This is a genomic window from Pedobacter sp. GQ55, assembly GCF_059758925.1.
In genome coordinates this window covers 985656-1009737 of record NZ_JCAXEI010000001.1, presented here as the reverse complement: position 1 = coordinate 1009737, position 24082 = coordinate 985656, and the positions used below count along the sequence as shown (strand labels likewise).

28 protein-coding genes are annotated in these 24082 nt (G+C 40.0%); 6 read left to right on the top strand and 22 right to left on the bottom strand.

The window, feature by feature from the left end; all coding sequences use genetic code 11:
• Positions 1-184 precede the first annotated feature (184 nt).
• The gene (locus AC6CH7_RS04285; protein ID WP_498261502.1) at positions 185-1255 is read left to right on the top strand and encodes a phosphotriesterase family protein; all 1071 of its coding nucleotides are present in this window, start codon (positions 185-187) and stop codon (positions 1253-1255) included.
• Between the two features lie 20 nt (positions 1256-1275).
• On the opposite strand, the gene AC6CH7_RS04280 is transcribed toward AC6CH7_RS04285, so the two are convergent.
• From AC6CH7_RS04280 to AC6CH7_RS04225, 12 genes are all read right to left on the bottom strand, one after another.
• On the bottom strand, positions 1276-1668 hold the full coding sequence (locus tag AC6CH7_RS04280; protein WP_498261501.1) for a DoxX family protein: 393 nt from the start codon (positions 1666-1668) through the stop codon (positions 1276-1278).
• A gap of 41 nt (positions 1669-1709) precedes the next feature.
• On the bottom strand, positions 1710-2273 hold the full coding sequence (locus AC6CH7_RS04275) for a DUF3347 domain-containing protein (protein ID WP_498261500.1): 564 nt from the start codon (positions 2271-2273) through the stop codon (positions 1710-1712).
• A 32-nt stretch (positions 2274-2305) separates the two neighbouring features.
• The gene (locus AC6CH7_RS04270) at positions 2306-3529 is read right to left on the bottom strand and encodes an efflux RND transporter periplasmic adaptor subunit (protein WP_498261499.1); all 1224 of its coding nucleotides are present in this window, start codon (positions 3527-3529) and stop codon (positions 2306-2308) included.
• 3 nt (positions 3530-3532) lie between these two features.
• Positions 3533-4768, bottom strand: coding sequence for an efflux RND transporter periplasmic adaptor subunit (locus AC6CH7_RS04265; protein WP_498261498.1), 1236 nt, complete (start codon positions 4766-4768; stop codon positions 3533-3535).
• Entirely contained in the window at positions 4746-5996 is a 1251-nt protein-coding gene (locus AC6CH7_RS04260) for a TolC family protein (RefSeq protein WP_498261497.1), read from the bottom strand. Before AC6CH7_RS04260 ends, AC6CH7_RS04265 begins: the two co-directional genes overlap by 23 nt.
• A complete protein-coding gene (locus AC6CH7_RS04255) occupies positions 5983-7920 on the bottom strand; it encodes an efflux RND transporter permease subunit (protein WP_498261496.1) in 1938 nt (645 codons plus the stop codon). Before AC6CH7_RS04255 ends, AC6CH7_RS04260 begins: the two co-directional genes overlap by 14 nt.
• The gene (locus AC6CH7_RS04250) at positions 7917-9215 is read right to left on the bottom strand and encodes an efflux RND transporter permease subunit (protein WP_498261495.1); all 1299 of its coding nucleotides are present in this window, start codon (positions 9213-9215) and stop codon (positions 7917-7919) included. The genes AC6CH7_RS04255 and AC6CH7_RS04250 overlap by 4 nt, the downstream gene beginning before the upstream one ends.
• A gap of 24 nt (positions 9216-9239) precedes the next feature.
• Positions 9240-9584: a heavy-metal-associated domain-containing protein gene (locus tag AC6CH7_RS04245; RefSeq protein WP_498261494.1), complete on the bottom strand. Its 345-nt coding sequence runs from the start codon at positions 9582-9584 to the stop codon at positions 9240-9242.
• A 100-nt stretch (positions 9585-9684) separates the two neighbouring features.
• A complete protein-coding gene (locus AC6CH7_RS04240) occupies positions 9685-10083 on the bottom strand; it encodes an HYC_CC_PP family protein (RefSeq protein ID WP_498261493.1) in 399 nt (132 codons plus the stop codon).
• A gap of 84 nt (positions 10084-10167) precedes the next feature.
• Positions 10168-11034, bottom strand: a complete 867-nt coding sequence (rfbD, locus tag AC6CH7_RS04235) for a dTDP-4-dehydrorhamnose reductase (protein ID WP_498261492.1) — start codon at positions 11032-11034, stop codon at positions 10168-10170.
• Between the two features lie 80 nt (positions 11035-11114).
• Complete coding sequence (locus AC6CH7_RS04230; RefSeq protein WP_498261491.1) at positions 11115-11660, bottom strand: GNAT family N-acetyltransferase; 546 nt, start codon at positions 11658-11660, stop codon at positions 11115-11117.
• A 12-nt stretch (positions 11661-11672) separates the two neighbouring features.
• Positions 11673-12083: a DUF1801 domain-containing protein gene (locus tag AC6CH7_RS04225; protein WP_498261490.1), complete on the bottom strand. Its 411-nt coding sequence runs from the start codon at positions 12081-12083 to the stop codon at positions 11673-11675.
• Positions 12084-12348: 265 nt separating this feature from the next.
• Between AC6CH7_RS04225 and AC6CH7_RS04220 the strand changes: the two genes are divergently transcribed.
• The gene (locus AC6CH7_RS04220; RefSeq protein ID WP_498261489.1) at positions 12349-12822 is read left to right on the top strand and encodes a VOC family protein; all 474 of its coding nucleotides are present in this window, start codon (positions 12349-12351) and stop codon (positions 12820-12822) included.
• Positions 12823-12926: 104 nt separating this feature from the next.
• Here the strand turns inward: AC6CH7_RS04220 and AC6CH7_RS04215 are convergent, their stop codons facing one another.
• The 3 genes from AC6CH7_RS04215 to AC6CH7_RS04205 all read right to left on the bottom strand — a co-directional run bounded on the left by AC6CH7_RS04215 (position 12927) and on the right by AC6CH7_RS04205 (position 14861).
• Complete coding sequence (locus AC6CH7_RS04215) at positions 12927-14045, bottom strand: epoxide hydrolase family protein (protein ID WP_498261488.1); 1119 nt, start codon at positions 14043-14045, stop codon at positions 12927-12929.
• A gap of 96 nt (positions 14046-14141) precedes the next feature.
• Positions 14142-14600, bottom strand: coding sequence for a hypothetical protein (locus tag AC6CH7_RS04210; protein ID WP_498261487.1), 459 nt, complete (start codon positions 14598-14600; stop codon positions 14142-14144).
• A 102-nt stretch (positions 14601-14702) separates the two neighbouring features.
• Positions 14703-14861, bottom strand: coding sequence for a hypothetical protein (locus AC6CH7_RS04205; RefSeq protein ID WP_498261486.1), 159 nt, complete (start codon positions 14859-14861; stop codon positions 14703-14705).
• 252 nt (positions 14862-15113) lie between these two features.
• Here AC6CH7_RS04205 and AC6CH7_RS04200 point away from each other — a divergent pair, with 252 nt between their 5' ends.
• Positions 15114-15758, top strand: coding sequence for a dihydrofolate reductase family protein (locus AC6CH7_RS04200; protein ID WP_498261485.1), 645 nt, complete (start codon positions 15114-15116; stop codon positions 15756-15758).
• Between the two features lie 53 nt (positions 15759-15811).
• On the opposite strand, the gene rsgA is transcribed toward AC6CH7_RS04200, so the two are convergent.
• Complete coding sequence (gene rsgA, locus AC6CH7_RS04195) at positions 15812-16864, bottom strand: ribosome small subunit-dependent GTPase A (protein ID WP_498261484.1); 1053 nt, start codon at positions 16862-16864, stop codon at positions 15812-15814.
• Positions 16865-17214: 350 nt separating this feature from the next.
• Between rsgA and AC6CH7_RS04190 the strand changes: the two genes are divergently transcribed.
• Entirely contained in the window at positions 17215-18414 is a 1200-nt protein-coding gene (locus tag AC6CH7_RS04190; protein ID WP_498261483.1) for a PQQ-dependent sugar dehydrogenase, read from the top strand.
• Between the two features lie 291 nt (positions 18415-18705).
• Here AC6CH7_RS04190 and AC6CH7_RS04185 read toward each other — a convergent pair whose 3' ends face one another.
• Together AC6CH7_RS04185 and AC6CH7_RS04180 are read right to left on the bottom strand one after the other, a co-directional pair.
• A complete protein-coding gene (locus tag AC6CH7_RS04185) occupies positions 18706-19950 on the bottom strand; it encodes an aminotransferase class V-fold PLP-dependent enzyme (RefSeq protein WP_498261482.1) in 1245 nt (414 codons plus the stop codon).
• Between the two features lie 18 nt (positions 19951-19968).
• A complete protein-coding gene (locus AC6CH7_RS04180) occupies positions 19969-20346 on the bottom strand; it encodes a Rid family detoxifying hydrolase (protein WP_498261481.1) in 378 nt (125 codons plus the stop codon).
• 109 nt (positions 20347-20455) lie between these two features.
• Between AC6CH7_RS04180 and AC6CH7_RS04175 the strand changes: the two genes are divergently transcribed.
• Entirely contained in the window at positions 20456-20917 is a 462-nt protein-coding gene (locus AC6CH7_RS04175; protein ID WP_498261480.1) for an Lrp/AsnC family transcriptional regulator, read from the top strand.
• Positions 20918-20978: 61 nt separating this feature from the next.
• On the opposite strand, the gene AC6CH7_RS04170 is transcribed toward AC6CH7_RS04175, so the two are convergent.
• Complete coding sequence (locus tag AC6CH7_RS04170; protein ID WP_498261479.1) at positions 20979-21437, bottom strand: Crp/Fnr family transcriptional regulator; 459 nt, start codon at positions 21435-21437, stop codon at positions 20979-20981.
• Between the two features lie 511 nt (positions 21438-21948).
• On the opposite strand from AC6CH7_RS04170, the gene AC6CH7_RS04165 reads away from it, so the two are divergent.
• Positions 21949-22311: a DUF1801 domain-containing protein gene (locus tag AC6CH7_RS04165; RefSeq protein ID WP_498261478.1), complete on the top strand. Its 363-nt coding sequence runs from the start codon at positions 21949-21951 to the stop codon at positions 22309-22311.
• Positions 22312-22355: 44 nt separating this feature from the next.
• On the opposite strand, the gene AC6CH7_RS04160 is transcribed toward AC6CH7_RS04165, so the two are convergent.
• The 3 genes from AC6CH7_RS04160 to AC6CH7_RS04150 form a co-directional block, all read right to left on the bottom strand.
• A complete protein-coding gene (locus tag AC6CH7_RS04160) occupies positions 22356-22784 on the bottom strand; it encodes a DUF3995 domain-containing protein (protein ID WP_498261477.1) in 429 nt (142 codons plus the stop codon).
• An 88-nt stretch (positions 22785-22872) separates the two neighbouring features.
• On the bottom strand, positions 22873-23031 hold the full coding sequence (locus tag AC6CH7_RS04155) for a hypothetical protein (protein WP_498261476.1): 159 nt from the start codon (positions 23029-23031) through the stop codon (positions 22873-22875).
• Between the two features lie 283 nt (positions 23032-23314).
• The gene (locus AC6CH7_RS04150; RefSeq protein WP_498261475.1) at positions 23315-24082 is read right to left on the bottom strand and encodes a RagB/SusD family nutrient uptake outer membrane protein; all 768 of its coding nucleotides are present in this window, start codon (positions 24080-24082) and stop codon (positions 23315-23317) included.

The following is a 24082-nucleotide window of genomic DNA, read 5'->3' as shown; positions in this document are numbered from 1 at the left end:
AAACATCTGTTTTATATTTCAACAATAAAAACAGATACAATTCAAATTGCATCATAATTTACTTCAAAGGGTCTAATGTCCATTCCCGAGCCATAGCTAAAGCATAGACATCATGTCTGTCTAAGTATTAACTGCCACATACCAAATACTTATAAAAATACCGGTAATTAAATTATTTTTGTGTGTGGAGCGACGTCAGTTTATATCTCTTTCTTGTTTTGCAGGATTTATCAGTTTATATCCTAATTTCCTGACTCTTGCCGGAGAATCTTCGAGCGCTGAAAAAGGTTTTGTAATGACTATAAATGGCAAAATTGAGGCAAACGCGATGGGACTTACCTTACCACATGAACACATTGTTACCGATTTTAAAGGTGCAGAGCCTGATACGCGTCCGGAATATGACAATGAAATAACGGCAAACCTATTGCTTCCTTATTTAAAAGCAGCTAAAAAATCCGGCATCAATACCATTATTGAGTGTACTCCTGCCCATATCGGCAGAAATGTAAAATTACTAAGATTACTTTCAAAAGCTAGTGGCATTAACATCATAACCAATACAGGTTATTATGCAGCAGTGGGGCAGAAATACTTACCCAAACACGCCTTTACAGAGACTAGTGAAGAGTTAGCGGCAAGATGGTTAAAAGAATGGGACAATGGTATTGATGGAACCGATATCCGGCCTGGTTTTATAAAACTTGGAGTAGATAGTGCACCACTGAAACCCATTGAAGAAAAGCTGATTAAAGCCGCAGCAATTGCCCACCTAAAAAGTGGTTTAAAAATAGCCATTCATACAGGAAATGGTGCCGCTGCACGTGAGGAAATCGAGATCCTCATGAAAGCGGGAGTGAGTCCGGAGGCTTTAATATGGGTACATGCACAAAATGATACAACAGGATTTTTCCATGTTGAACTGGCTAAAAAAGGTTGTTGGATTAGTTTAGATGGCATTAATGAAGACAGAGATTCCATTGTTCAATATCGAAATCATATTTACAGATTAAAAGGTGAAGGCCTGTTACATAAAGTATTAATTTCTCATGATGATGGTTTTGCCGTTACAGATGAAGGTGGGAAAGCTGCTTTCAACGCTTTTCAAAATGGCAACTCAACACCTTACCATACCATTTTTGGAGTACTAAAACCCTCCTTATTTGAATTGGGGGTTACACGCGATGAGTTTAAGATGATGACTGTAAGTAATCCGGCAAATGCTTTTCAGATAAAAATCTGCCATCAGGGTTAAATATTAAAGCCGCTCATCGTTTACTTTTTTGAATCATCGGCCGCAATTACAATAAAGCATACGATCAATATTGCACTGTATTCAATCCCTCCTGCTCCATGTTCGCCAACAAACCAACCATTTTCTGCATGTATGATTATAATACCAATGGCAAGCATTATGATGAATCCTATTGAAATCCATTTCCTGAAATATCCGGCAAGGAGCAATAGCCCTCCCATTATTTCAAATGCAGTAATTCCCCAAACAAAAGCGGTGCCGTACACAAAGCCCTTACCGTTTAGAAAGCCCCCAAATCGCTCAATAGTTCCACCAGTAATTCGAACAATGGCATGAGCAAAGAACAACATACAAGTAAATACCCGTAAAAGAACCAGACTTTGGCCTAAGGTGATAAAAGGGAATGATTTCATTTTGAGATTGGTTTCCATAAATATATAGAAACCAATCTCAATTATTTTATAGTTTCTTTTACTTCACCACAGGCGAGCATGTTTTCACCAAAATAAGGGTTCTTAATCTCTTTTTGGTTGCTTAACCACGATGCTCCTTTATCATTCAAAGCCATTGGGCAATAATCTACATATACCTCACCGGAACTTAAACCAGATGCCTTTACTCTTTCTATAAAGTTTGTGCTCAATTCAGCATATGCAATTCTCTGCGCATCAATATCAGTTGCTGATCCTATTTTTGCTACTAGTGTTGCTAAAGAAGCGCCATTAGCTAAATCTTTTGAACCTAACTCAATTGCATTGGCTGCCACCTTTGCCTCAGCCAGGTCGCCTTTAACAAGTGCGTTGGTTAAATGAACATAATGCTGATAAACCGCATTTAATTTATCGTCTTTTAAACTTACCGCAGCGGTACTCTTTTCTGTAGCTGCACCATGCCCTTCGCCTGCGGCATGATTGTGACCTTCATGCGCATTTGATTCTGCTGTTTTTTGCGGGTTATTGCATGCAGTAAATAAGGTTACTGCTGCCAAAGTGATAACGAAATTAGTTACTGTTTTCATCTTCTTCTTTTTTAATGATTGTGTGTCTATTATTATTTTATTTTTAGTCCTTCAACAGGATTTTTTCCTTTTTTAAGGATGTACTCACTATATAAAAGATAAGCTCCTGTTACGACAACCTGATCTCCATTTTTCAGGCCTTCGGAAATTTCTACTTCATTATTATTCTCCTGTCCTGTTTTTACCAATCTGGGCTCAAAGCTGTCTTTACCATTTTTAACCCACACGTGCATGCCTTTACCATCTCTTATAACCGCATCAACCGGTAAAGTCAACACATTACTTTTACCTGCTGCAGGCAAAAAAACATTTGCCTGCAGGCCAGGCTGCCATTGATTTTGAGGATTAGCAATACTTCCCCTGATCTGTGTAAGCTGCGTTCCGGATTGAAGAGATGGAGTAATAAAGCTAATTGTCATTTCCTGTGGCTGATCTTCCCATCCGGCAATAACTACTTTAACTTTCTGCCCCATCTTTATATTTTTTGCCTCGTTTGGATAAACATCGGCCTCAACCCATAACTGGCCATATCCTTCCAGTCTTAAAATCGGACTCCCTTCTGTTACATACTGACCCTGAGTTACTGATAACTCAGCAACCACACCACCCTCGGGTGCATAAAAAACTACATATGGATCCTTCTTTTGAATTTTAACAAGCTGCTGTATCTGACTTTCAGATTGCCCGTACAACAGTAGTTTCTGTTTTGCAGCGGCAACAATCTGCCGTTCTATTTTATCTCCCTGGAATTCTTTCTCCTGGGCTATTGCCATCAGGTATTCCTGCTGAAGTGTAGCCAACTGCTCTGAATAAAGCTTGTATAAAGGTTGCCCTTTACCAACCTTAACACCGGTTTCCCTTATGTACAATTGCTCTATTCGGCCGGCAATTCTGCTAGAGATATAACTGCTTTGCTCGGGGTTAACGGTAAGCCTTCCATTAAGCTGCTTAGCTCCTGAAAGGTTACCTTCGCCAATCAACATAGTAGTAATATTTGCCAGGGCTTGTCGCTTTTCATCTATTTTCAGTACCTTTTCATTGCTGTTTTTTTCAAATCGAACCAGGTCCATTCCGCAGATCGGACAAGTACCCATCTCATTTTTTATCACCTGTGGATGCATCGGACAGGTAAACGTTTGCTGTTTCGCTGCAGTCATTTTACCCTTTGATTTATCCTCACTGCTGCAGGCAGCAATGAATATCGATGGAACCAAAGCCAGTAAGGCAATCTTTTTTATAAATAATTTCCGTTCCATAACTTAATTTCCTTTGTTCTCAGTCATTTTTATGAAGCTTTCGCTGTCTACCAAATAAGCTGCTTTTTTGCTTACCTCCCAGCTGCTGATGTCTTCTTTAATCTGTATCATCCCGGCAATGGTAATCCCCGACTTTACAACTTTAGGGGTAACCACATTACCTTCCTTTTTAAAAACCACTGTTTTATTACCCAGTGATACTGCGGCAGATTCCGGCAGCCACCATGAGGCCGGCAGCAGTACAGGAATTCTGGCAGTAAGTAGCTCACCTACCCTAAAGTTTGGTTTATTAAGGTAAGTGCGGGCAATAGTAAAGTTCACCCCATCTTTAAAAACGGGCTGTATCATACCTATACTAGCATTCTGAATAGTACCTTTATCAGCAGTTTTATAGAATAAAAATCGATCTCCCTTTTTTATAAGCGATGCCAGAGCAGGCTTTAAGGAGAATTCAGCGATCAGTTGGTTAGCATTATAAATGGTAAAAAGCGATTGGCCGGCACTCACATATTGTCCGGCGCGTAAAAATACAGGAGAATTTACAGGCACTGCGCTTGCAGGAGTAGCGGCAGATGAGCTTCCTCCACCTCCCATATTGTCCATTCCGTCGCTACCAGATGATGGTGCAGCTACACTTGGTGAAGCGACTGGTGCCGCAGATTTTTCAAGTATGTACCCATCAGCATTGCTATACACCGGAATGCGGTAGTTTACCTTTCCTGTTTTTATTAGCTGATTAATACTTGCAGCACTCATCCCCAACAACATCAATCGCTGCTTTGCACCTTGGAGCATCATCTGATCAGTTCCTGTGCCCTTTAGGAATAGTAATTCCTGTTGTGCGGCAGCCAGGTCCGGAGAATAAACCTCCATTATCAATTGCCCTTTTTTAACAGGCTGGTAATTGTATTTGATCAGCAATCGTTCTATTCTTCCACTCACTCTGCTTGCAATGCTGTTCTGATTTCTTGTATCGTAATTGATTATGCCCTGGGCCTCTACTGTAAATATTTTGGTGCCATATTCAGCCTTAATTACAGGGAGTGTAGATACGACCTGCTCATTTGAGGGTTTCAGCAAGTGAGAAAGGTTACTGTCAATATTTACAACACCAGGATCATCATGATTCACGTGCTTATGGTCATTACCTCTGTTACAAGAGCTAATTATCAAGGCGCCGATCAACACCATTGCAACCCATCCGTAGGCATGCCGCTTAGCGATATAATTCTCTCTCATAATCGGCTATCATTAAATAAAGTTTCAATTTCTCGTCCAAAACACTGGTTTGCATCATAGTAAGTGCTTCCCATGAATCAATTACCTCAGGGAGTTCCATTTTATTTTCACGGTAATTTAAAAAGTTCACATCCAGTGATTTTTGCAGTGTTGGAATAATCTTGCTTTCCATAGCATCAATACGCTTTTGCATGGATTGGATTTCGAATTGCATACCATAGAGCATTCCTTGGGTTTCCTGTAACATGGCAGCCTTTTCTTTATCCATCGCCTGCACTTCATATTCCATTCCTTTTACTTCTGATTTATACATTTTTGAAGACCATGGGGCAATCGGAATGCTTACCATCCCCATTACACTAAAAGCCTTCGGCATCATCTTGGTTAAAGGCGACATATGATCGAACCGCAGCTTAAAATCGGGTCTGCTTTGCTTTTTCATTGCTTCAATATTCAGCTGCATGGATTGGATATTGTAATCCATCTTCTTAATATCATTTCTGGCCAGTGCCAAACTCCCGGTATCAATAGCATTTGCCTGCACAAACTTTGGGTGATAACTAGTATCAATAGCTATATCTGCATTTCCCGGCTGGTTCATTAAACTATTTAACCACGCCCTGGATTTAGCAATATCACCTTCCTGCATGCGGATCATATTTCTGTTTTCCTCAAGTTTTGCGGTGGTTTTATACACGCTACCCAATTTCGATTGATTAAAGGGATACCTGATTTCTTCAATCTTCTTCATGGTTTGCATGATTTTTTCATTCTGTTTCAGCACTTCTATTTTTTGTACTGAAACCAGCCAACCGAAATACAACCGCTTTGCCTGCGTTTTATATTCATTTAAGGTAATGCCACGGGTTTCATTCTCTGCCTTACCCTTCGATTCGATATAGCGCCTGTTGGCGTTTAATTTAGATAGGTTTGGAATATCCTGTTCCAGCTGTATCATTACAGATCCTTTATCCCTATCGTCCATAAGTTCCTGACCGGGATAAGGGGTCATAAATGTACCCACACCAATCATTGGTGCCATCCAGGCAGTTGCCGCTTTAGCGGTATGTTTATAGCTCTCGGCCTTTAAACCATACGATTGCAGCAACAGGTTATTTTTATCTATACGGTGCAAAATCGTATCCAACGAAAGCACCTCTCTTTGTTGTGCTGTTGTGTAAAATGGCAGCAGCAACAATATCCATGTTAATTTTTTAATGATGTACATCGTGAACCTCCAGTTTTCCATATTTCCTCAATTCATACTCTTTGGACATTAAAAAGATAAGTGGTGTAACCAACAGGATGTGTGTAGAAGAGGTTAGCACCCCACCTATCATTGGCAGCACTATTGGTTGCATTACATCTACCCCAACACCACTGGCCCATAACACCGGTACCAATCCGAATAGCGACACACAAACCGTCATAAGCTTGGGTCTCAACCTTTTTGCTGCACCATGAATTACATATTCTCTAAGGTCTTCCTTGGTAATTGTCTCGCTCGAATTACCTTTTAATTTGATCAGTTGTTGCATCCCATCATTGAGGTAAATTACCATCACAATCCCCGTTTCCACAGCAATCCCAAACAGGGCTATAAAACCTACAGCTACGCCAACAGACAAATTCACTCCCCAGAAATAAATCATGTAAGCACCCCCAATTAAGGCAAAAGGAACAGTGATCAGACTTAAAAATGCCTCTCTTATAGAGCGAAATGCAAAATAAAGAGAGAAGAAAATGATCACCAAAACTACCGGAGCAATCCACATCAATGTTTGCTTACCCCTTATCAGGTTTTCATACTGGCCGCTCCATTCCAGAAAATAACCCTCGGGAAGAACGCCCTTCTCTTTATTCAGCTTTTCCATTGCATCTTTAACCGTGCTGCCCAAGTCTCTATCGCGAACGTTAAACATTACAGCACCACGAAGAATAGCATTATCGGAGCTGATCATTGGCGGGCCATCTTCAAACTTCACATCGGCAACTGCCGATAAAGGAACTTCACCAAAAGAAGCTGATTGAAGAGGGATTCTTTTAATGCGCTCCACACTGTTACGGTATTCCTGAGCAAGGCGTACGCTGATAGAAAAACGCTGTCTGCCTTCAATGGTATTACCAATAGTTGCTCCACCAAGTGCACTTTCAACAACCTGATTAACGTCGTCTACGTTTAAGCCATACCTGGCCAACTCTTCTCTTTTTACATCAATAGACAGGTATTTACCACCTGTAATGGGCTCTACAAATAAATCGCTTACCCCAGGCGTACCTTCTAATGCTGCTTTTACCTTTTCTGATACCGAAGCAATAGTATCCAGGTTTTGTCCGAATACTTTTATTCCGACATCGGTACGGATACCGGTAGCCAACATATTGATCCTGTTGATGATCGGCTGTGTCCACCCGTTTACCACACCCGGAATTTGAAGCTTGGCATCCAACTCCGCCACAATATCCTTTTTAGTGATGCCCTTCCTCCATTCACTTTTTGGTTTTAATGTAATGATCGTTTCGATCATACTAATCGGCGAATTATCTGTAGCGGTATTTGCTCTTCCCGCTTTTCCAAGAACCTTATCTACCTCAGGTATGGATTTAATAATCTTATCCTGCACCTGTAATATCCGTTTAGCCTCTGCATTTGAAACATCAGGCAAGGTTACCGGCATAAACAAAATACTTTGCTCATCTAATGGTGGTATAAACTCCGTTCCTAGATTTTTAAGCAAAGGAATTGTGATTAGCAAAGCGATGATATTAATGGCAATAGTTGTTTTTCTCCATTTCAATACCGTTCTGATAATTGGTTCATATACTTTTTCTAAAACCCTATTTACCGGGTTTGCATGATCAGGTCTGAATTTCCCTTTCATAAAGAAGGAGATCAGTACAGGAGCCAGTGTAATCACCAAAAAAGCATCAACAATCATGATAAATGTTTTGGTATAAGCCAGCGGGTGAAACAATTTACCCTCCTGTCCGGTGAGCATAAATACCGGTAAAAAAGAGGTTATGATAATTACCGTAGCAAAGAATACACCTCTGGATACCTGTTTGCTGGATTTAGTGATCACCGCGAGGCGATCTTCTTCGCTAATCCAATCCGGAGATTTGCGAAACATATTTTTAAACCAGTTCATCATGATGCTGTCGTTTTATTTTGATCCTTTTCCCACTGTTCGTATCGCTCTGCCAAATGCTTATAAGCATTTTCACTCATGATAATTCCATTGTCTACAATTACCCCAATGGCCAGTGCAATACCGGTTAGGGACATAATGTTGGACGAAATATCAAAGGCATTGAGCAGGATAAAACTTGCGGCAATTGTAATAGGAATTTGTATAATGATACTTAGTGCACTGCGCCAATGAAAGAGGAATACAAATACGATTAGGGATACTACGATCATCTCTTCAATCAAAGTGTTTTTTATGGAGTCTACAGATTCTTTAATCAGTTCACCTCTATCATACACAATATCAAATTTTACACCCTTAGGCAAGCCTTTTGACACTTCCTTCATCTTTTCTTTCACCCGATCAATTACCTCCGCAGCGTTTTCGCCATAGCGCATTACTACAATACCGCCTGCACGTTCGCCCTTACCATCCTGATCAAATATGCCTAATCTGGTTTCTCCAGTCATCTGAACCGTAGCCAGATCAGATACTCTTATTGGTGTACCGTTCTGATTCTTTACCGGGATATTCGAAATTTCTTGAATGGATTTGAGGTAGCCCGATGTTTTAATGATATAGCCCATGTCGCTCATTTCAAACTTTCGCCCGCCCGACTCGTTATTATTACTCCTAACTGCAGCTATTACCTGAGGCACAGTAAGTTTATAATACAATAACTTGTTTGGGTCTATCGAGATTTGATATTGTTTCTGAAAGCCACCAAATGAGGCAATTTCACTTACTCCGGGAACGGTTTGCAAAGCGAACTTTACATACCAATCCTGTATTGCACGCTGCTCGCCCAAGTCCATTTCCGGAGCATCTAAGGTATACCACAATACGTGGCCCACTCCCGTTCCATCAGGACCAAGTTGCGGAGATACACCTTCTGGCAAGGTTCGGGATATGGTACTGATCCGTTCCAAAACCCGCTCTCTGGCCCAATAAACATCAACATCGTCTTCAAAAATCACGTAGATAAAGCTCATCCCAAACATGGAAGAACCTCTCACATACTTAATCTTAGGAATCCCCTGCAAATTGGTTACCAGCGGGTAAGTCACCTGATCTTCAATTAACTGTGGCGATCTGCCCATCCACTCTGTAAATACGATCACCTGATTTTCTGAAAGATCAGGAATCGCATCTATTGGATTTTTTTGTACGGAGAAAACTCCCCATATAAATAACCCTGCGGAAAGTACCAGCACAATAAATCTATTGCGCATCGACCATTCTATAATTTTATGTACCATTTATAATAACCCTCTTTCTTTTAGTTATTTTTTGTCTGTACTCTTTCTATCGTATTGGCAGCATGAAGGTAGTTTGCTATAATTTTCTTGTTTGGCTGTAACCTTCTGGGTATCATGCCCTGCCGCTGCAACTTTTTGTTGAATGCCTTCAGTTGTAATTTTGGTACTATCGTAGCTTACCGTTAATATTTTAGATTTTACATCCCATACAGCTGTATTAACACCATCAATTTTAAGGGCAGTTTCAATGCTTTTTTTACACATCCCACAGTTTCCTGATACGTTAATTTTTTCGGTTTTAGATTGTGCAAATACAGCACTACCAAGGAAAGTCAAGCCGACTACCAAAAGAGATCTTAATGAGTTCATCTTAATACGTTTTAAAGAAAATGATATAAATAAATTTGGGGTTACAGTAATGCTGCAACCGGGGCACGAATGTGCCAGGCATTAGAAAAGAAAGAGGGTATTATATTCTGTAGGTACAGTTTTTTAGATAAACAGGCACACGCTGTCCGTTAGGTGGTGCATTGCTTAATGCTTCCCTTATAATTTTAACAGGCACCATGGCCTGATAATTAAGAAATAATTCGGGTAATATAATGGCTGCCGACGGCTGATCAAATTTATAAACCGCTTGATTTACTTTTTGAGAACTCTCAACCTTAACCTCGTGCTTAACATCTTTACAGCATGATTTCTTTTTAGATTCGGCCAAAGGCATTTTACAGAAATCACATAATTTGCCAGATTGTTTTGTCATGCTCCAGCTTACCAGCTTGTCCATGCAATAATGAAAATGCACAGCTGCCCCACTGGAGACACCCAGGTAGAAAATGGCAAGTATGGTAAGCAGTGTTCTTTTCATTATAGCTCAAAGATTGGAAAAAGAACGGAAAAACATTTACATAATTCCGTTCTTTTTTTATATCACGATTTATTTACCGCACGTTTAGGCTTTATCCAGTACAGATAATCGCTCAATACACTTAATCAAACTGTCTCTCCAATAAGGTACCTCGATTCCAAAAGTTGCTTTGATCTTTGTTTTATCCATTACAGAGAACTTAGGTCGGCGAGCTCTTGTTGGATAAGCAGAAGTTGGAATTGGGCCAACCTTTACTTGTGTATTACTGATGTCAAAAATTCCTTTTGCAAAATCAAACCACGAGATTGATCCTTCATTACTATAATGATATACCCCATATTCCGTTTTACCAGAAGCAATAACATCCAAAATCGCACCGGCCAAATCAATAGCATAAGTTGGTGAGCCAATCTGATCAGCAATGATATTTAACTCATCACGGTCCGCTCCCAGTTTCAACATGGTTTTCACAAAATTATTTGCATACTCAGAGTATAACCAGCTGGTACGAATAATGTAATGTTCATTCAGATTATCTATAATATCTGTTTCGCCTTCAAGCTTAGTCAGGCCATATATGCTAATGGGTTTTGCTAAATCATCTTCTTTTAATAATTCCGGAATAGCGCCTTCAAAAACAAAGTCTGTAGAAACGTGAACTAATTTAGCACCAAATTCTTTACAGAGCAAAGCGATATTTAATGCCCCCTGCTTGTTTATTAATCTGCACAGATCCACATCATCTTCAGCTTTATCAACAGCCGTATAAGCAGCACAATTGATTACATATGCCGGTTTTTTCTCGGCAAACAATGCCTTTAGTTTCTCAACATCAAGGATATTTGCTGCACTTTCATCCGGGAAGTCTAATGTATTAACATTTCTATTTGTGGCAACTGCCTTAAGACATTGTCCTAGTTGTCCTGATGCTCCTAATACTAGTGTTTTCAATCTAAAATTGAGTTATGGGGTTAGCTATTACTTTTTCCAAAAATAGCATTATAATGGAAAACTTGCGCTTAAATCATTTATTAGGAATTCATATTCCATTCCTCATGGAGCATCGAATATAAAACCAGGTCTAAAAATCTTCCATTCACCTTTTCTGACTGCCTTAAAATCCCTTCTTGCTGAAAACCCAGTTTGCATGGAATTGCCTGACTTTTCAAATTCAAAGTAGCTGCTTTGATCTCAATACGATGTAATGCCAGTTCCTTAAAACCATAATCAATTAATGCCTTACAAGACCGGATCATGATACCGCGGCCTTGTGCACTTTCTGCCAACCAGTAGCCAATTGCTGCACTTTGATTAAAAACATTCAAATAATGCAAGCCAATTCTGCCTGCTGGCTGATCATCAAGCATGATCACAAAGCTGACTTCAAGGCCCTGTTCATAAAGCTGCTCACATTTCCTGATGTAAGTGATAAGGTTCCCTACAGATTGCATGTTGGGCACCCAGGGTAAAAACTCAGATAATTGCGCCCGACTGCTGTTTATAGCTTCCAACAAACCTTCTGCATGCTTCACGGCTGTTTGCTCCAGTCTGATATTTTGATCAATTGTTATTACCATTTCTTCTACACCTTATTTACTTTTCATATACGCCACTGATTGATCTATCATCTTGGTTAATACTTGTATATTAACATCGGTCAGTTTTTTAAGATAAATACAGCCTTTCCCTATTTTATGCTTACCCAATTGCAGCAGCAAGTTTTCTTTATCTTCAAAATCACAAGCCATATACAAAACAATAGCAGTACTTCGCGGAGAAAATCCGATCAACGGGGCATCTCCCTGATGACCACTGGCATATTTGTAATGATAACTACCAAAGCCTACAATTGAGGTCCCCCACATTTTAGGTTCATATCCCGTCTGTTTTTCCATCAGTGCAGCGATCAGATAGCAATCTTTTCGCTTTAGAGAATCTGCCACTTTTTCCAGGAAATCACGAACATCCAGATTTGTGGCAACAGTTTTATTTTTAGCCATAAGATGAAATTAATAAAACACTTTCCAATTAACAAACCGGCCAAAGTATTAGGCATAGCAAAACAACATCGCCCTATCCCCAATCCCATCATCTCGACCACAGCTAAGGATCGGTCATTGATAATTTACTCAGGACGAGATGAGGATAGCACGAGAGTCGGTTGGTGACCATCATTAGTTTTTGATTTTTAAAGATTATTTTTTGAAACCAGGTGAACGAAAAAGTTGTTTCAATATCAGATGCTATTATTTTAAATCAAAAAATATGAAAAAGATAAGACCCTGTTTGTGGTTAGACCATAATGTTAAAGAGGCAATTGACTTTTACACCTCCGTATTTAAAAAATCAAAAGTGCTTAATACCAGCTATTATCCAAAAGATGCACCTGGTTTTGGCGGGGAAATACTGGCCGTAGATATGGAAATAGAAGATCAACAGTTTATATTGTTAAACGGAGGCCCACAGTTCAAATTTAACGAGTCAGTTTCCTTTGCTATTGAGGCCAATACACAGGAAGAAATTGACTACTACTGGAAAAACCTTGTAGCTGGAGGCGGTGAAACATCACAGTGTGGATGGTTAAAAGATCAATTTGGTTTATCATGGCAGGTATCGCCGGCTATATTAGGGCAACTTTTACAAGATAAAGATGCAGATAAAGCCAAACGCGTAATGGATACAATGATGAAGATGACCAAGATCATAATCAAAGATCTGGAAGATGCTGCAAAAGGGTAATTTACCTATCTACCCGTATCTGGTACGCAACCGACCAGATGCAGGCAGTTCAAGATTAAAAGATCAAAAATTCAGCTTTCATTCATTAGTTCCGATATTACTTACTAACTAATACTGTAAAAAAAGGTTCTTAATTCTTCAGCAAAAATATCGGGCACTTCCAGTGCAGCAAAATGCCCACCTTCTTTCATCTTCTTAAAGCTGACCACATTTATAAAACGTTCTGCCCATTCTTTGGGAAACTGTGCTTCCCTTGGGAATATGGCTACACCTGCGGGCACATTACTTTTCTGCAATGGTTTCGAGCCATTCCATTGCGCTATAGCATCCACTTTATACATTCTAACGGAAGTAGCTACGGTTTGTGTTATCCAATAAATCATAACATTAGTGAGCAATTCATCCCTTCCGCCAAATGCCTTTTCTAAAATCTCAGGAGAAGCACCGGCGTTGCCAAAGCTAATTATCCAAGCAGCAAGTGCAACAGGCGAATCGTTCAAACCGTAGGCTATTGATTGTGGTTTAGTGGAGTGTAGCATAGCATATGCGCCTTCACTGTACCACCACTGTTGGACAAATTGCTGAAATTGCTTTTCAGCCTCTGTCATAGTATTAGGATCCTCCTGTCCCATAGGATAACCAATATCTGTAAAATGTACACCGGCGACTACCCCGGGATATTTAGACGCTAATGCTTTGGTAACTCCCATTCCCACATCGCCACCGGCAGCATAAAATTCTTGATAACCTAACTTTTCGGTCATCAATACTTTCCATAAATCAGCGACTGCTTCACTGGACAGAGCAATCTTTTCAGAAAATCCGAAACCTGGAATAGATGGGATAACCAGATCAAAGTTTTGATCACCTTCGGTTAATAATGGAATGATTTTGTGAAAGCGATAGTAACTATCCGGCCAGCCGTGGGTCAGTAGAAGCGGTTTGGGGTCATTACCTTTCCCTTTAATATACTGAAAATGAATTTTCACACCATTCACATCAGCAATGTACTGTTGGTATTTATTGAGTTTCGCTTCTTGTTTTTGCCAATCGTACTTATTGATCCAGTAATTCACCAGTTCTTTCATATAAGTTTCGCTGGTACCAAAGTTCCAGTCGGAGCCTTCCGCCTCACCAGGCCAGCGGGTATTTTTCAATCGATCTTTTAAATCATCTAACACTGGCGGAGGCACCGATAAATTAAATGTTGCTAAGTTTTTCATTATTGATGTTTTTATTTCGACATCTATCGAATTTACTTAAAACCCTTGTCACTAACAAGCATAGAAAACGTATAAACAAGTACTCGTATAGCAAATTTATGGTGTCAATCCACCCTCGTCGATCGTGATCAGTCTACGGAATTTTGCAGGTGTGTTAACCGGGGCGTCAGCGGGGTAGCTAATGTAATTCAGTTTAAGGGTGTCGCCAGCAATACTAAAGGTGGCATTTTCGTAAAGTGCGTAATTTGTAGGGGTCCTTTGAACTGGTTTTCCTGGTTCCTGCTCCAGCTTTTCAGTAGTAGTTATGTTTAATCTGTCGCCTTGGATCTGGTAAGTTCCGATGAACCGGGTGCTACTTCCATCGCTAAGGCCAATAGTAAGAAAAAAGCTATTGTCGTTGGCGAAATTCAGGGATCGCCTCAGTCCGTTCAGGTCCATTTCCTCCCAGTTTCCCTTTATAAGATTTTCGGGATTTACATTCCTGTCTTTTTTACAGGAGAAGAAGCTAAGGGAAAATAAAAGTAATACTGAAATTGTAGTTGTCAAGATTTTCATAATCAAAGTGCTGGTTTGTTATTGATGTATACGAGTACATTAGCCGTAACGCTACAGCTTCAATAACAATTCTTCAAAAAGGCAAAAACCCTCACATCGAGGTCACTCTTTCGCCTCAATATCGTGATCAAGTAAGGCATTTTTGTAACCAAGTGAATAATTAATAGCCCCCCATGCAGTTAGCATGGTAATAATATCTTCCTCTTTTAATGGGCCTGTAATTTGATTTTTACAAAATTCCAGGTATTCTGTTTCGGTCATAATCTCTACAGTTCTCTATACAAATTAAAAAAACTCCCCATATGAGAAGTTTTCTTTAGTACCCGCAAATGTACTATTATCGAAGAAATTTAAAGAGGATAAAAAAAGGAATTTGTCGTATTCTGCCCTTATTTAGTCGTATATACACCACCAAAAATTAATTTTTCTAGCGAAATTTGTATTATTAAAAGAGAAAGGCGGGTACATAAGTTAAATCAATACCTCAAAACACAATTGAAAATGAATACCAGTATGAGTAAAGTAAAAGTTGCATGTTTTTCTATTTCGCTAGATGGATTTGGTGCAGGCACCAAACAAGATCTAACTAATCCTTTGGGAATAAGAGGCGAGGAACTTCACAACTGGATTTTTCCAACAAGAATGTTTGGGAAGATGATAGGTAAAGATGAAGGAAGTGATGGTACAGATAATGAATTCGTGGAGAAGTCGTTCGAGAACATGGGCGCCTGGATACTGGGGCGAAATATGTTCGGACCCGTTCGTGGACCATGGCCAGATAATGAGTGGAAGGGCTGGTGGGGCGAGGAACCACCTTACCATGTTCCAGTATTTGTTTTAACGCATCACGCTAGAAAACCTGTGATCATGAAAGGAGGAACAACGTTTTATTTTGTTACCGATGGTATCGAATCTGCGTTGGAAGAAGCCAAAAAAGCCGCGAACGGAAAAGACATTCGTATCGGTGGCGGGGTTTCAACGATAAGGCAATACTTACAAACAGGCCATATTGATGAGCTACATCTAGCAATTTCACCTGTCTTCTTAGGTTCAGGAGAACACTTATTTTCGGGAATGGATATGGCGGCTCTTGGCTACAATCAGGTACAAAGAGTGGCCGGAGAGAATGCTACACACATTATCATAAAGAAAGGATAACTAGACAGGTGTTCCACTTAATAATGGAACACCCGTACTAAATAATAGGAAGATCAACGTTTTTTTATTCTCTTAGCTTCATCTGAAACTCTAGCAAAATACTTATCTCTTTTGCGTTTTTCATGTTCAGAAGTAGAAAAATACCAAGCTTCTTTTCGCAATTTGAGGTAACTGTTGTACACTTCAAATTCTAAAAAACCGTTGTTTATAGCTTCGACAACTGCACAGCCAGGTTCATCGACATGCGTACAATTCTCAAAACGACAGGATTCTGCAAAATCAGAAACATCGAATATATCTGCCAGTGCTTCAGGATTGTCCGAGGCTAAACCAAATTCTCTTACGCCCGGCGTATCTATTAAGATACCACTATCATCCATCAGAACCATTTCTCTTCGGGTTGAGGTATGTCGCCCTTTGCCTGAGGATTTGCTTATTTCAGATGTAAAAAATACTGTCCGTTCACATAATGCATTGATTAAGGAACTTTTCCCAACCCCTGATGATCCCACAAATACAATCGATTCTCCTTGCTTGATAAATTTTCGCACAGGAAGTATTGTTTCGGGAGAAAGAATACTTGTGAAAAATATTGGCATTTGGTGGACAATATGTTTCAGCGATTCATCTACCTGATGGCGGCTAAACTCCAAATCGGATTTAGTGAGTATCAATATCGGTTGAATATTTTCTTCTAATACCTGAATCATAAAACGCTCCGTTCGGCGAACGCTGAAATTGCCATCAAGGCTTTGTACAATAAACGCCTTATCAACATAGGATGCAATAGCTTGCCTGTCGGATATTGTACCACTCTTTCTTCGGTACAGTGTATGTTTACGCGGTAAAATATCAACAATTATTCCTTTGTTGTCGTCAAAAGGCTGAAAAATAATCCAATCGCCTGTACACGGAAGTTCAAATAATGACCTTCCATAAAGCAAATTACCGGTGAGTTCGCACAATAGCAGCCCCCCCTCGGTAATCACCTCATAATTGGTTTTGTTTACTGCGGAAACACGACCATGAAAAAGATGTTTGTATTGTGAGGTTTGTTTGAGTTGGAACAGACTGTCGTTCCAACCGTATAATGATAAGTTATTCACTACTTATAATTTAAAATGATGAAATAAAATTGCTTAATTCTCTATCATCCGGACGGTTTGCTCCATAGAAATCACCTTTGGCAATACGGAAACTACCAAGTTGGCGACTTTAGAAACACGACACCCGGAATCAGGCAATCATTCCAATCGCTAAACTATAATATGTGAATAGTTGTCTTTGCATAAGACACGAAAGTACAAAAAAACTAATTCAATGCCTTAATTCTAATTAAACGCTAAAAATTTTATGATTTACAGTCGTCTTCTTATGACTACTGTAAAAAACACGTTGTATTCAAACATTAAGCTTATAAGATTGTAACTTACCTGGCATTAATCCAAATCGCATTATGTTTTCAAAATTTTATAAACCACTAGCCCTAGGCATCGCCCTTCTATCGTTAAATGCGTCCAGCATGGCACAAACCGGCAAGCCGGTTGAAAAAAACAAGGCCAATAGCGACTATAAACCTGCCTTCGCAGGACAAACCCGTATTGGCAGCGTTAAAACCAAAACTCCGTATACCGCTAAAGTCATCAGCACCGAGCTAAAGGGCCCCTGGGGTATGCAGGCTTTACCCGACGGCCGTTTACTGATCAGCAGTAAACCGGGAACCATGCAAATATTGACAACTGCCGGTAAAATTGATAAAACCATTACTGGTTTCCCGGAAGTACAATTTCAGGGACAAGGTGGTTTACTGGATGTGAACATTGACCCTGATTTTACCAAAAACCGCATGGTTTACTGGACCTACGCGCAGCCGGGCGAAGGAGCTACCCTGGCTGTAGCTAAAGGTAAATTATCGGCAGATGAAACAAAACTGGAAAACGTGAGCGTGATATTCGAAGCCAGCCCGCGTTTTAAAGGTGCCGGCCAGTTTGGTTCACGTTTGGTGTTTGATAAACAAGGCAATATCTTCATCAGCTCTGGTGACCGTCAATCGAACGATATCCGCGCGAAGGCGCAGGACCTAAACGCGACCACCGGTAAAATTATCCATATTACTAAAGACGGCAAACCTGTTGCCGGTAACCCGTTTATAAGCCAGGCCAATGCTAAGCCAGAGATATATGCCTATGGATTGCGTAATCCAGATGGCCTGTCGATTAACCCCGTTAACGGCGACCTCTGGGAGACAGAATTTGGCCCCCGTGGTGGCGACGAAATTAATTTAATTAAACCAGGTGGCAACTACGGCTGGCCTTACGTGACTTATGGCATTGAATACAGTGGTGAAAAGGTCTACGATGGTATACAACAGAAAGAAGGTACGGTGCAGCCGGTTTACTATTGGGATCCCGTTATCTCGCCGGGCTGCATGATGTTTTACACCGGCAACATCGCTGAGTGGAAAAACAACCTCTTTATAGGGGCACTAAGTGGGCAACACATCATTCGTTTGGTCATAAAAAACAACAAAGTTGTAGGTGAGGAACGTTTGCTTTCCGATAAAAATGAACGCTGGCGTTGCATAGCCACCGGTAAAGATGGTGCTATTTACGCAGCAACAGACAGCGGTAAATTATACAAGCTGGCTAAGCAATAATTGTATCACCCTCACTCATACGAAAATTGTAGCATTGAGTATGGAGGTTAAACCTTATGACATCCAAACAAAACGCCTGTAAATAAATTATTTACAGGCGTTTAAGCAATTACTTAAAAGATCAAAAAAGGTGACAGATCATATTATTTATTGCGAACGCTTTGGAGCAGATGGTATGGATAGCCCATTTCTGCAGCAATAAGAGTTTCCCATCCATATTTTCAAAGGCATGGAATAGTTACGACATTATCGTTCTTCAGCGCTTCGGGTCCATAAATTGACCAATACGTTTTAAATTATTTCTTTCATACTTTCGGTAAAAAAATCAATTTCTTCAATTGTATTGTAATAGTGAGGTGATGCCCTAACTGCCCATTCAACACCCTTCTCATCAAAATCAATTATACCAAACTGCCTGTAACTAGGCACCACGTTAATTTTTCTTTTGAGCAACTCACTAACAATTAATTTGGGGTTTCCACCCTTTACATGAAAAGTTATTAAACCACCCACTTCGGGCCCTTTATCAAGTACTGTTACTTTATCGATTTGGGAAAGCCGATCTGCTAGATTAGCTGACAACAATTTTACCTGTTGCCATATCTTATCTTCACCAATATTGAGACAATACTCAATGGCCGTAGCCGTGCCTAAAACCGTCGAATAGGCAAACTCCCAGTCTTCGTACCTGATCGCTGTGGGTTGTTGTTGATACTCATCCCTGCTTTTCCACTCGGCACCCCTCATATCAATAAACATTGGTTCTAAGCCGGTATGCAACGCTTTATCAGAAATATACAAGGCGCCGGTGCCACGGGGCCCCCGCAGAAATTTCCGGCAGGTAACGCTCAAAAAATCGCATTTTAATTCTTCTACATCTAACTTCATTTGTCCTGCTGACTGGCAGGCATCTATAATATACCAGGTTTGGCCTTGGTGTTGTTGTATATATTCATGATAGATTTTGGCGATATCTTTAACCGGTTGTACCAGACCAGAGTTTGTGGGGATGTGGGTGATAGCGAAAAGCCTTGGTTTATATTTTTTTAACTTTTCTTCTAGGTCATTTAAATCAACGCCGCCGATTGCTGCATTATCTATCCTGACAATTTTAACACCCAACCTTTTTTGCAGAGATAAAAACTGTATTTGGTTCGATACAAAATCATCGTTATCCGTTAGTATAACATCGCCCGGTTCAAATGGGATGGACGATAAGGCCCTTGTATAGGCATCGGTAGCGCTGGCCGTAAAAGCAATATTGGAAGGTTTACAGTTAAATAATTTTGCGGCTTGCGTATAGAAGTTTTGAATCGCTGATGCCCTTAGCGCAGCTGCTTCATAGCCACCAATTTGAGACTCCAGCTTAATATGGTCAAGCTGTACCTGGGTTACGATATCAGGCATTAGCCCCGAACCGGCATTATTTAAATGGAGGACATTTTTTGTTCCCGCCGTTTCCTTCCTGAACTTTTCAACTTCTGCTGCTGTGAACGCACTGTTTGAAGGTAATATAATCTGTTTATTTGTATTCATTGTATTAATTTTTGATGCTTAACTATATTCGGCAATACATTCAATTTCCACCATCGCGTTATAAGGCAAACCTTTTACAGCGATCGTGCTACGGGCAGGGCGATGATTGCCAAAACACGCTGCATACGTCGCATTCATTTGAGGAAACAAGGCCATGTCCGTTATAAATACATTTGTTTTTACAACATTGATCAAGGTAAGGCCTGCGGCCTGTAATACGATTTCCAGGTTATCAATAACCCGTTTGGTTTGTTCTTCGATAGTGACCGCTTCGATTTCCATAGTATTAGGATCTATCGGCGTTTGACCGGAGCAATACAATAAATTGCCTGTTCGTATGGCCTGTGTGTACGGTCCGATGGCTTTGGGCGCCAATGCTGTAAATATTTGTTCCATATCATTAGTTTTCTTAACGCAAAATTACCGGCGCCACGCTGATTAATTTCTTCGTAATTCAATGATGTACAATTAAATTATTTATTTTTATAAAAAAAATGGGTAAAGTATGCATATGCTTGATGAGTTTGATAAGAAGTTACTGCGACTACTTCAACAGAACAACAGGTTAACTGCAGATGAGCTCAGCATGCAGGTCAGTTTAAGTCAAAGCGCGATACAGCGAAGGCTAACGAAGTTGCGAAACGAGAAAATTATTGAAGCAGATGTTTCTATCATTTCGGCTTCAGCAATTGGAATGGCTATTACTTGTATCGTGGATGTAGTATTGCACGAGGGTAGCTCAAAAGACATTGAGAAATTTAAGCTTACCATGCGTAACTGTACAGAGGTTGCACACTGCTATTATGTTACGGGTACTTATGATTTTGTGTTGATCGTCAATACAAGGGATATGGGTCATTTTGAAGCCTTTTCTAAAACGCACTTGATGGATAATCCTAACCTTAAGCATTTTTATACCCATGTGGTGATGGACAAGGTGAAGGTGAGCTATGGCGTTGTTATTTAATAGTTTTAAGTAATCGCCGGTATTTATATATCTTTTTTGTCGGCATAATTTATTGTCGTCGCTACATTTGCGACTCCAATCTATCCAGCGTTTCAGACGATATCTCCAGATAGGCTGCTAAATTGATCTTTGATAACCGCTGAATAAGTCCAGGATTGCTTTTAAGCAAGTCCCGATAACCTCCAGTAGCATTTTGGGTGAGTAGGCCGTTCAATCTGGAATTGATCACCGTCAATCCGTACTCCAGAATGTAGATATACATTTTATCCCATGAAGGAATCGTCTCACCTAAGTTAAAGAAGTCATGATGAGAAATAACTAATAATTCTGATTTTTCAGCTGCTTGTATGTATTCTGAAGACGGCTCCCGTGATATAAAACTTGACGTTAGGAAAGTCTGCTCAAATGCCATGAACCGTGTGATTGGACTATGATTCTCACTGCTGTAATATAATCTAAGGCATCCCTTATTGATAAAAAATAGTCGGCTGGCTAACGCCTCTTTCCAGTAAATCATCATGTTTCTCTACCGTTAATGTTTTAAAGCAGGAAGACCACAGCTACTAATTGCTCCTCATCCAGGTCGGTTATTTTCGGTATTAAATCTTCTAGCACCGTTGTCATTATTGCTATCGCGTAACTAAAATTCAATGTTGCAGCAAAACCTTTCAAGAAACGTTGACATAGGTCAAAATCCACCTAAAGTTGGAACTTCAGGATAAGAAAATTAGAAACTTAACGCTGCTTAATTATCTGCATAAAAAGACCTTCAGATGATTTTAAAGGTCTTTTTAAATTTCCAATGCGATTATTTTCGGAGAACTTATCGAATATTGGATAAGCTGGATGTACCGATCAAAAAGGATTACGTAGAACATTAGAAGGGTTGTACCCAATTAAAAGAGTTATCCAACACTTGAAATGGGTCTATCGGTGTTACCCTCAGGCGCAATCTGCCCCTTACTTTGTCGTTTCTACCCCGCCTTGTTAGCAAAAAAGATCTTGATATTTGTTTAAACAATAAACTAATTATGATGAGCAATACCAAAAAAGTAGAAGAGTTTATGGCTAAACTCGAACACCCATTGAAAGCGGAAATGGAAGCAGTACGCTCCATAATTGTAAACGCCAATCCAAAAATCGAAGAAGACGTAAAATGGGGAGGCCCCAGCTTCGCCTATAAAGAAGAACTGGCCACTTTTAACCCCAGGATCAAAAACTATGTCGCACTAATCTTCCACAAGGGCGAGCTATTGAATATCAAATCTGACTTTCTGGAGACCGCGACCAAAGGAAAGGTATACGCCAAGTTTTATTCCATGCAGCAGGTGAGGGAAAACAAGGAACTGCTTGAAAAAATGGTGCATACCTGGATTGCACTCATGGACAAATAGGCTGTACCTGTAGGCCTTGCAAAAGGCATGAAACTAACTCTTTCTCATTGGCTATACCACTGCAAAAGCAATAGCAGCAATCCAATCAAAAGGCTCAGAGGTGAATACAACCTGGTATCATTCCTTGCAAAAGCGGTCTTGCGGTACCGCTTAAAAAAGCCTACATAATTAAACTCCCCAATCGCCCTGAGTATAAAGATTCCCGAAAGCAGCCAAAGCCCGTAATGGTCTAACCATTGCGGTAAATGTACTTTTAGCAAGCTGCCTTTAATCAACACCAATAGTCCAAAGCTAAACAGACCTGCGGCAACAATCAGTGTCGGCAAAATACCGGGCATGACTCCCCTAGTTTCTTCATCTTTAGTTGGAAAAACTGCCTCACTTCCCCACCTTCCACCCAAAGCCCAATACACATGGACCGCTGAAAGAAAGAGAAAAACGCCAAACAAAATAATCGCGATCAGAGTATTCATATCTTTATCGTGTTAAAGATAGTATTTCAAAGCAAATAGCTAAAACACCTCACTTTAAGTACAAACCAGTCCGCATCAGTAAATCGAACTAAACATGTTTATCATCATGTTTTTTCGGGTTAATTTCCGACTCGGTGATCTCCTGCTCCATTTTTTTCTGATTCTTCCTATTGCGGCTGATCAAAAAAATGACCAGCAAAATCACCAGCAACACAACCACCCCTTCCACTATGCTATTCCTCTCCATAAATACCTGTTAATTAAATCTTCAAAAGCCAAGACCGAAAGCCTATATCAGAAACAATCCGCCTAAAGGATTGTTTAATCAACAGATAGGCTAATCTCTTAAATCAACCATCCCATGGAAAAGAAACTAAAAAGAATCCAAAACAATGGATTTGTCACTTAAACAGTTTAGCAAAGGGAGTTTTCGTCTGCTCCCAGATGCAGACAAAAAATGGGGTTAGCTTACACCATCCCCATTTACAACATCATTTTTAAACAAATCTTATTTATTTGATCTTTTGTCCTTATTTATATCCCTCGTTTTGTGTAAGATTACTGTTTTTAACGATTTCATTATAAGGAATTGGAAAGAGCGAATGATAAGGTTTAACATTTTTTGCGCCCTCCACATTTTCAGTAGAAATAGCAGCGATGGCGTCAGTCAATTTATTCCAGCGACTCAGATCCCACTTTCTTTGAAATTCCCCAACGAACTCTCTTGCTCTTTCATCCATAATAAAACTTCTCAATTGTTGCTGATCCTTATTATTGTCCAAATCTGGTAAGCCTGCTCTCTTTTCAATCATGTTGAGATAAGTAATCGCTTCAGAATTACCCAGTTCATTGGATGTCTCTGCAAGAATCATAATTACATCGGCATACCTCAGGAAATATAGATTTTTTTCACTACTTGTACGATTTGCAGTAAGATCCCAGAATTTGGGCCCAAACCAGGGACGACCGGGTATCGGGCCCTTTGTAAAAGTTTGCCCATTAAATCCCCAGGATAGTGAAACTTCTCTCCTTTGATCTTCGGGCTTATATAAATCCACTAACAACTGCGAAGGATAATATTCAGGATATGACTGTAGAAGCGTAGTTCCAAAATTAACCCCGCCATAAGTTCCGCCTTTGGCATCACCTAACGGGAAAAACCAGGTGTAAAAGGAATTAACAACAAAATTCTGATTGGTCTCCGCATTGCGTTTATATTGTATCTCAAAAATGGATTCCTCATTGTTCTTGCTTTTATTATAAGGATCGAATAAATCCGCGTACTTGGGAAGAAGCAT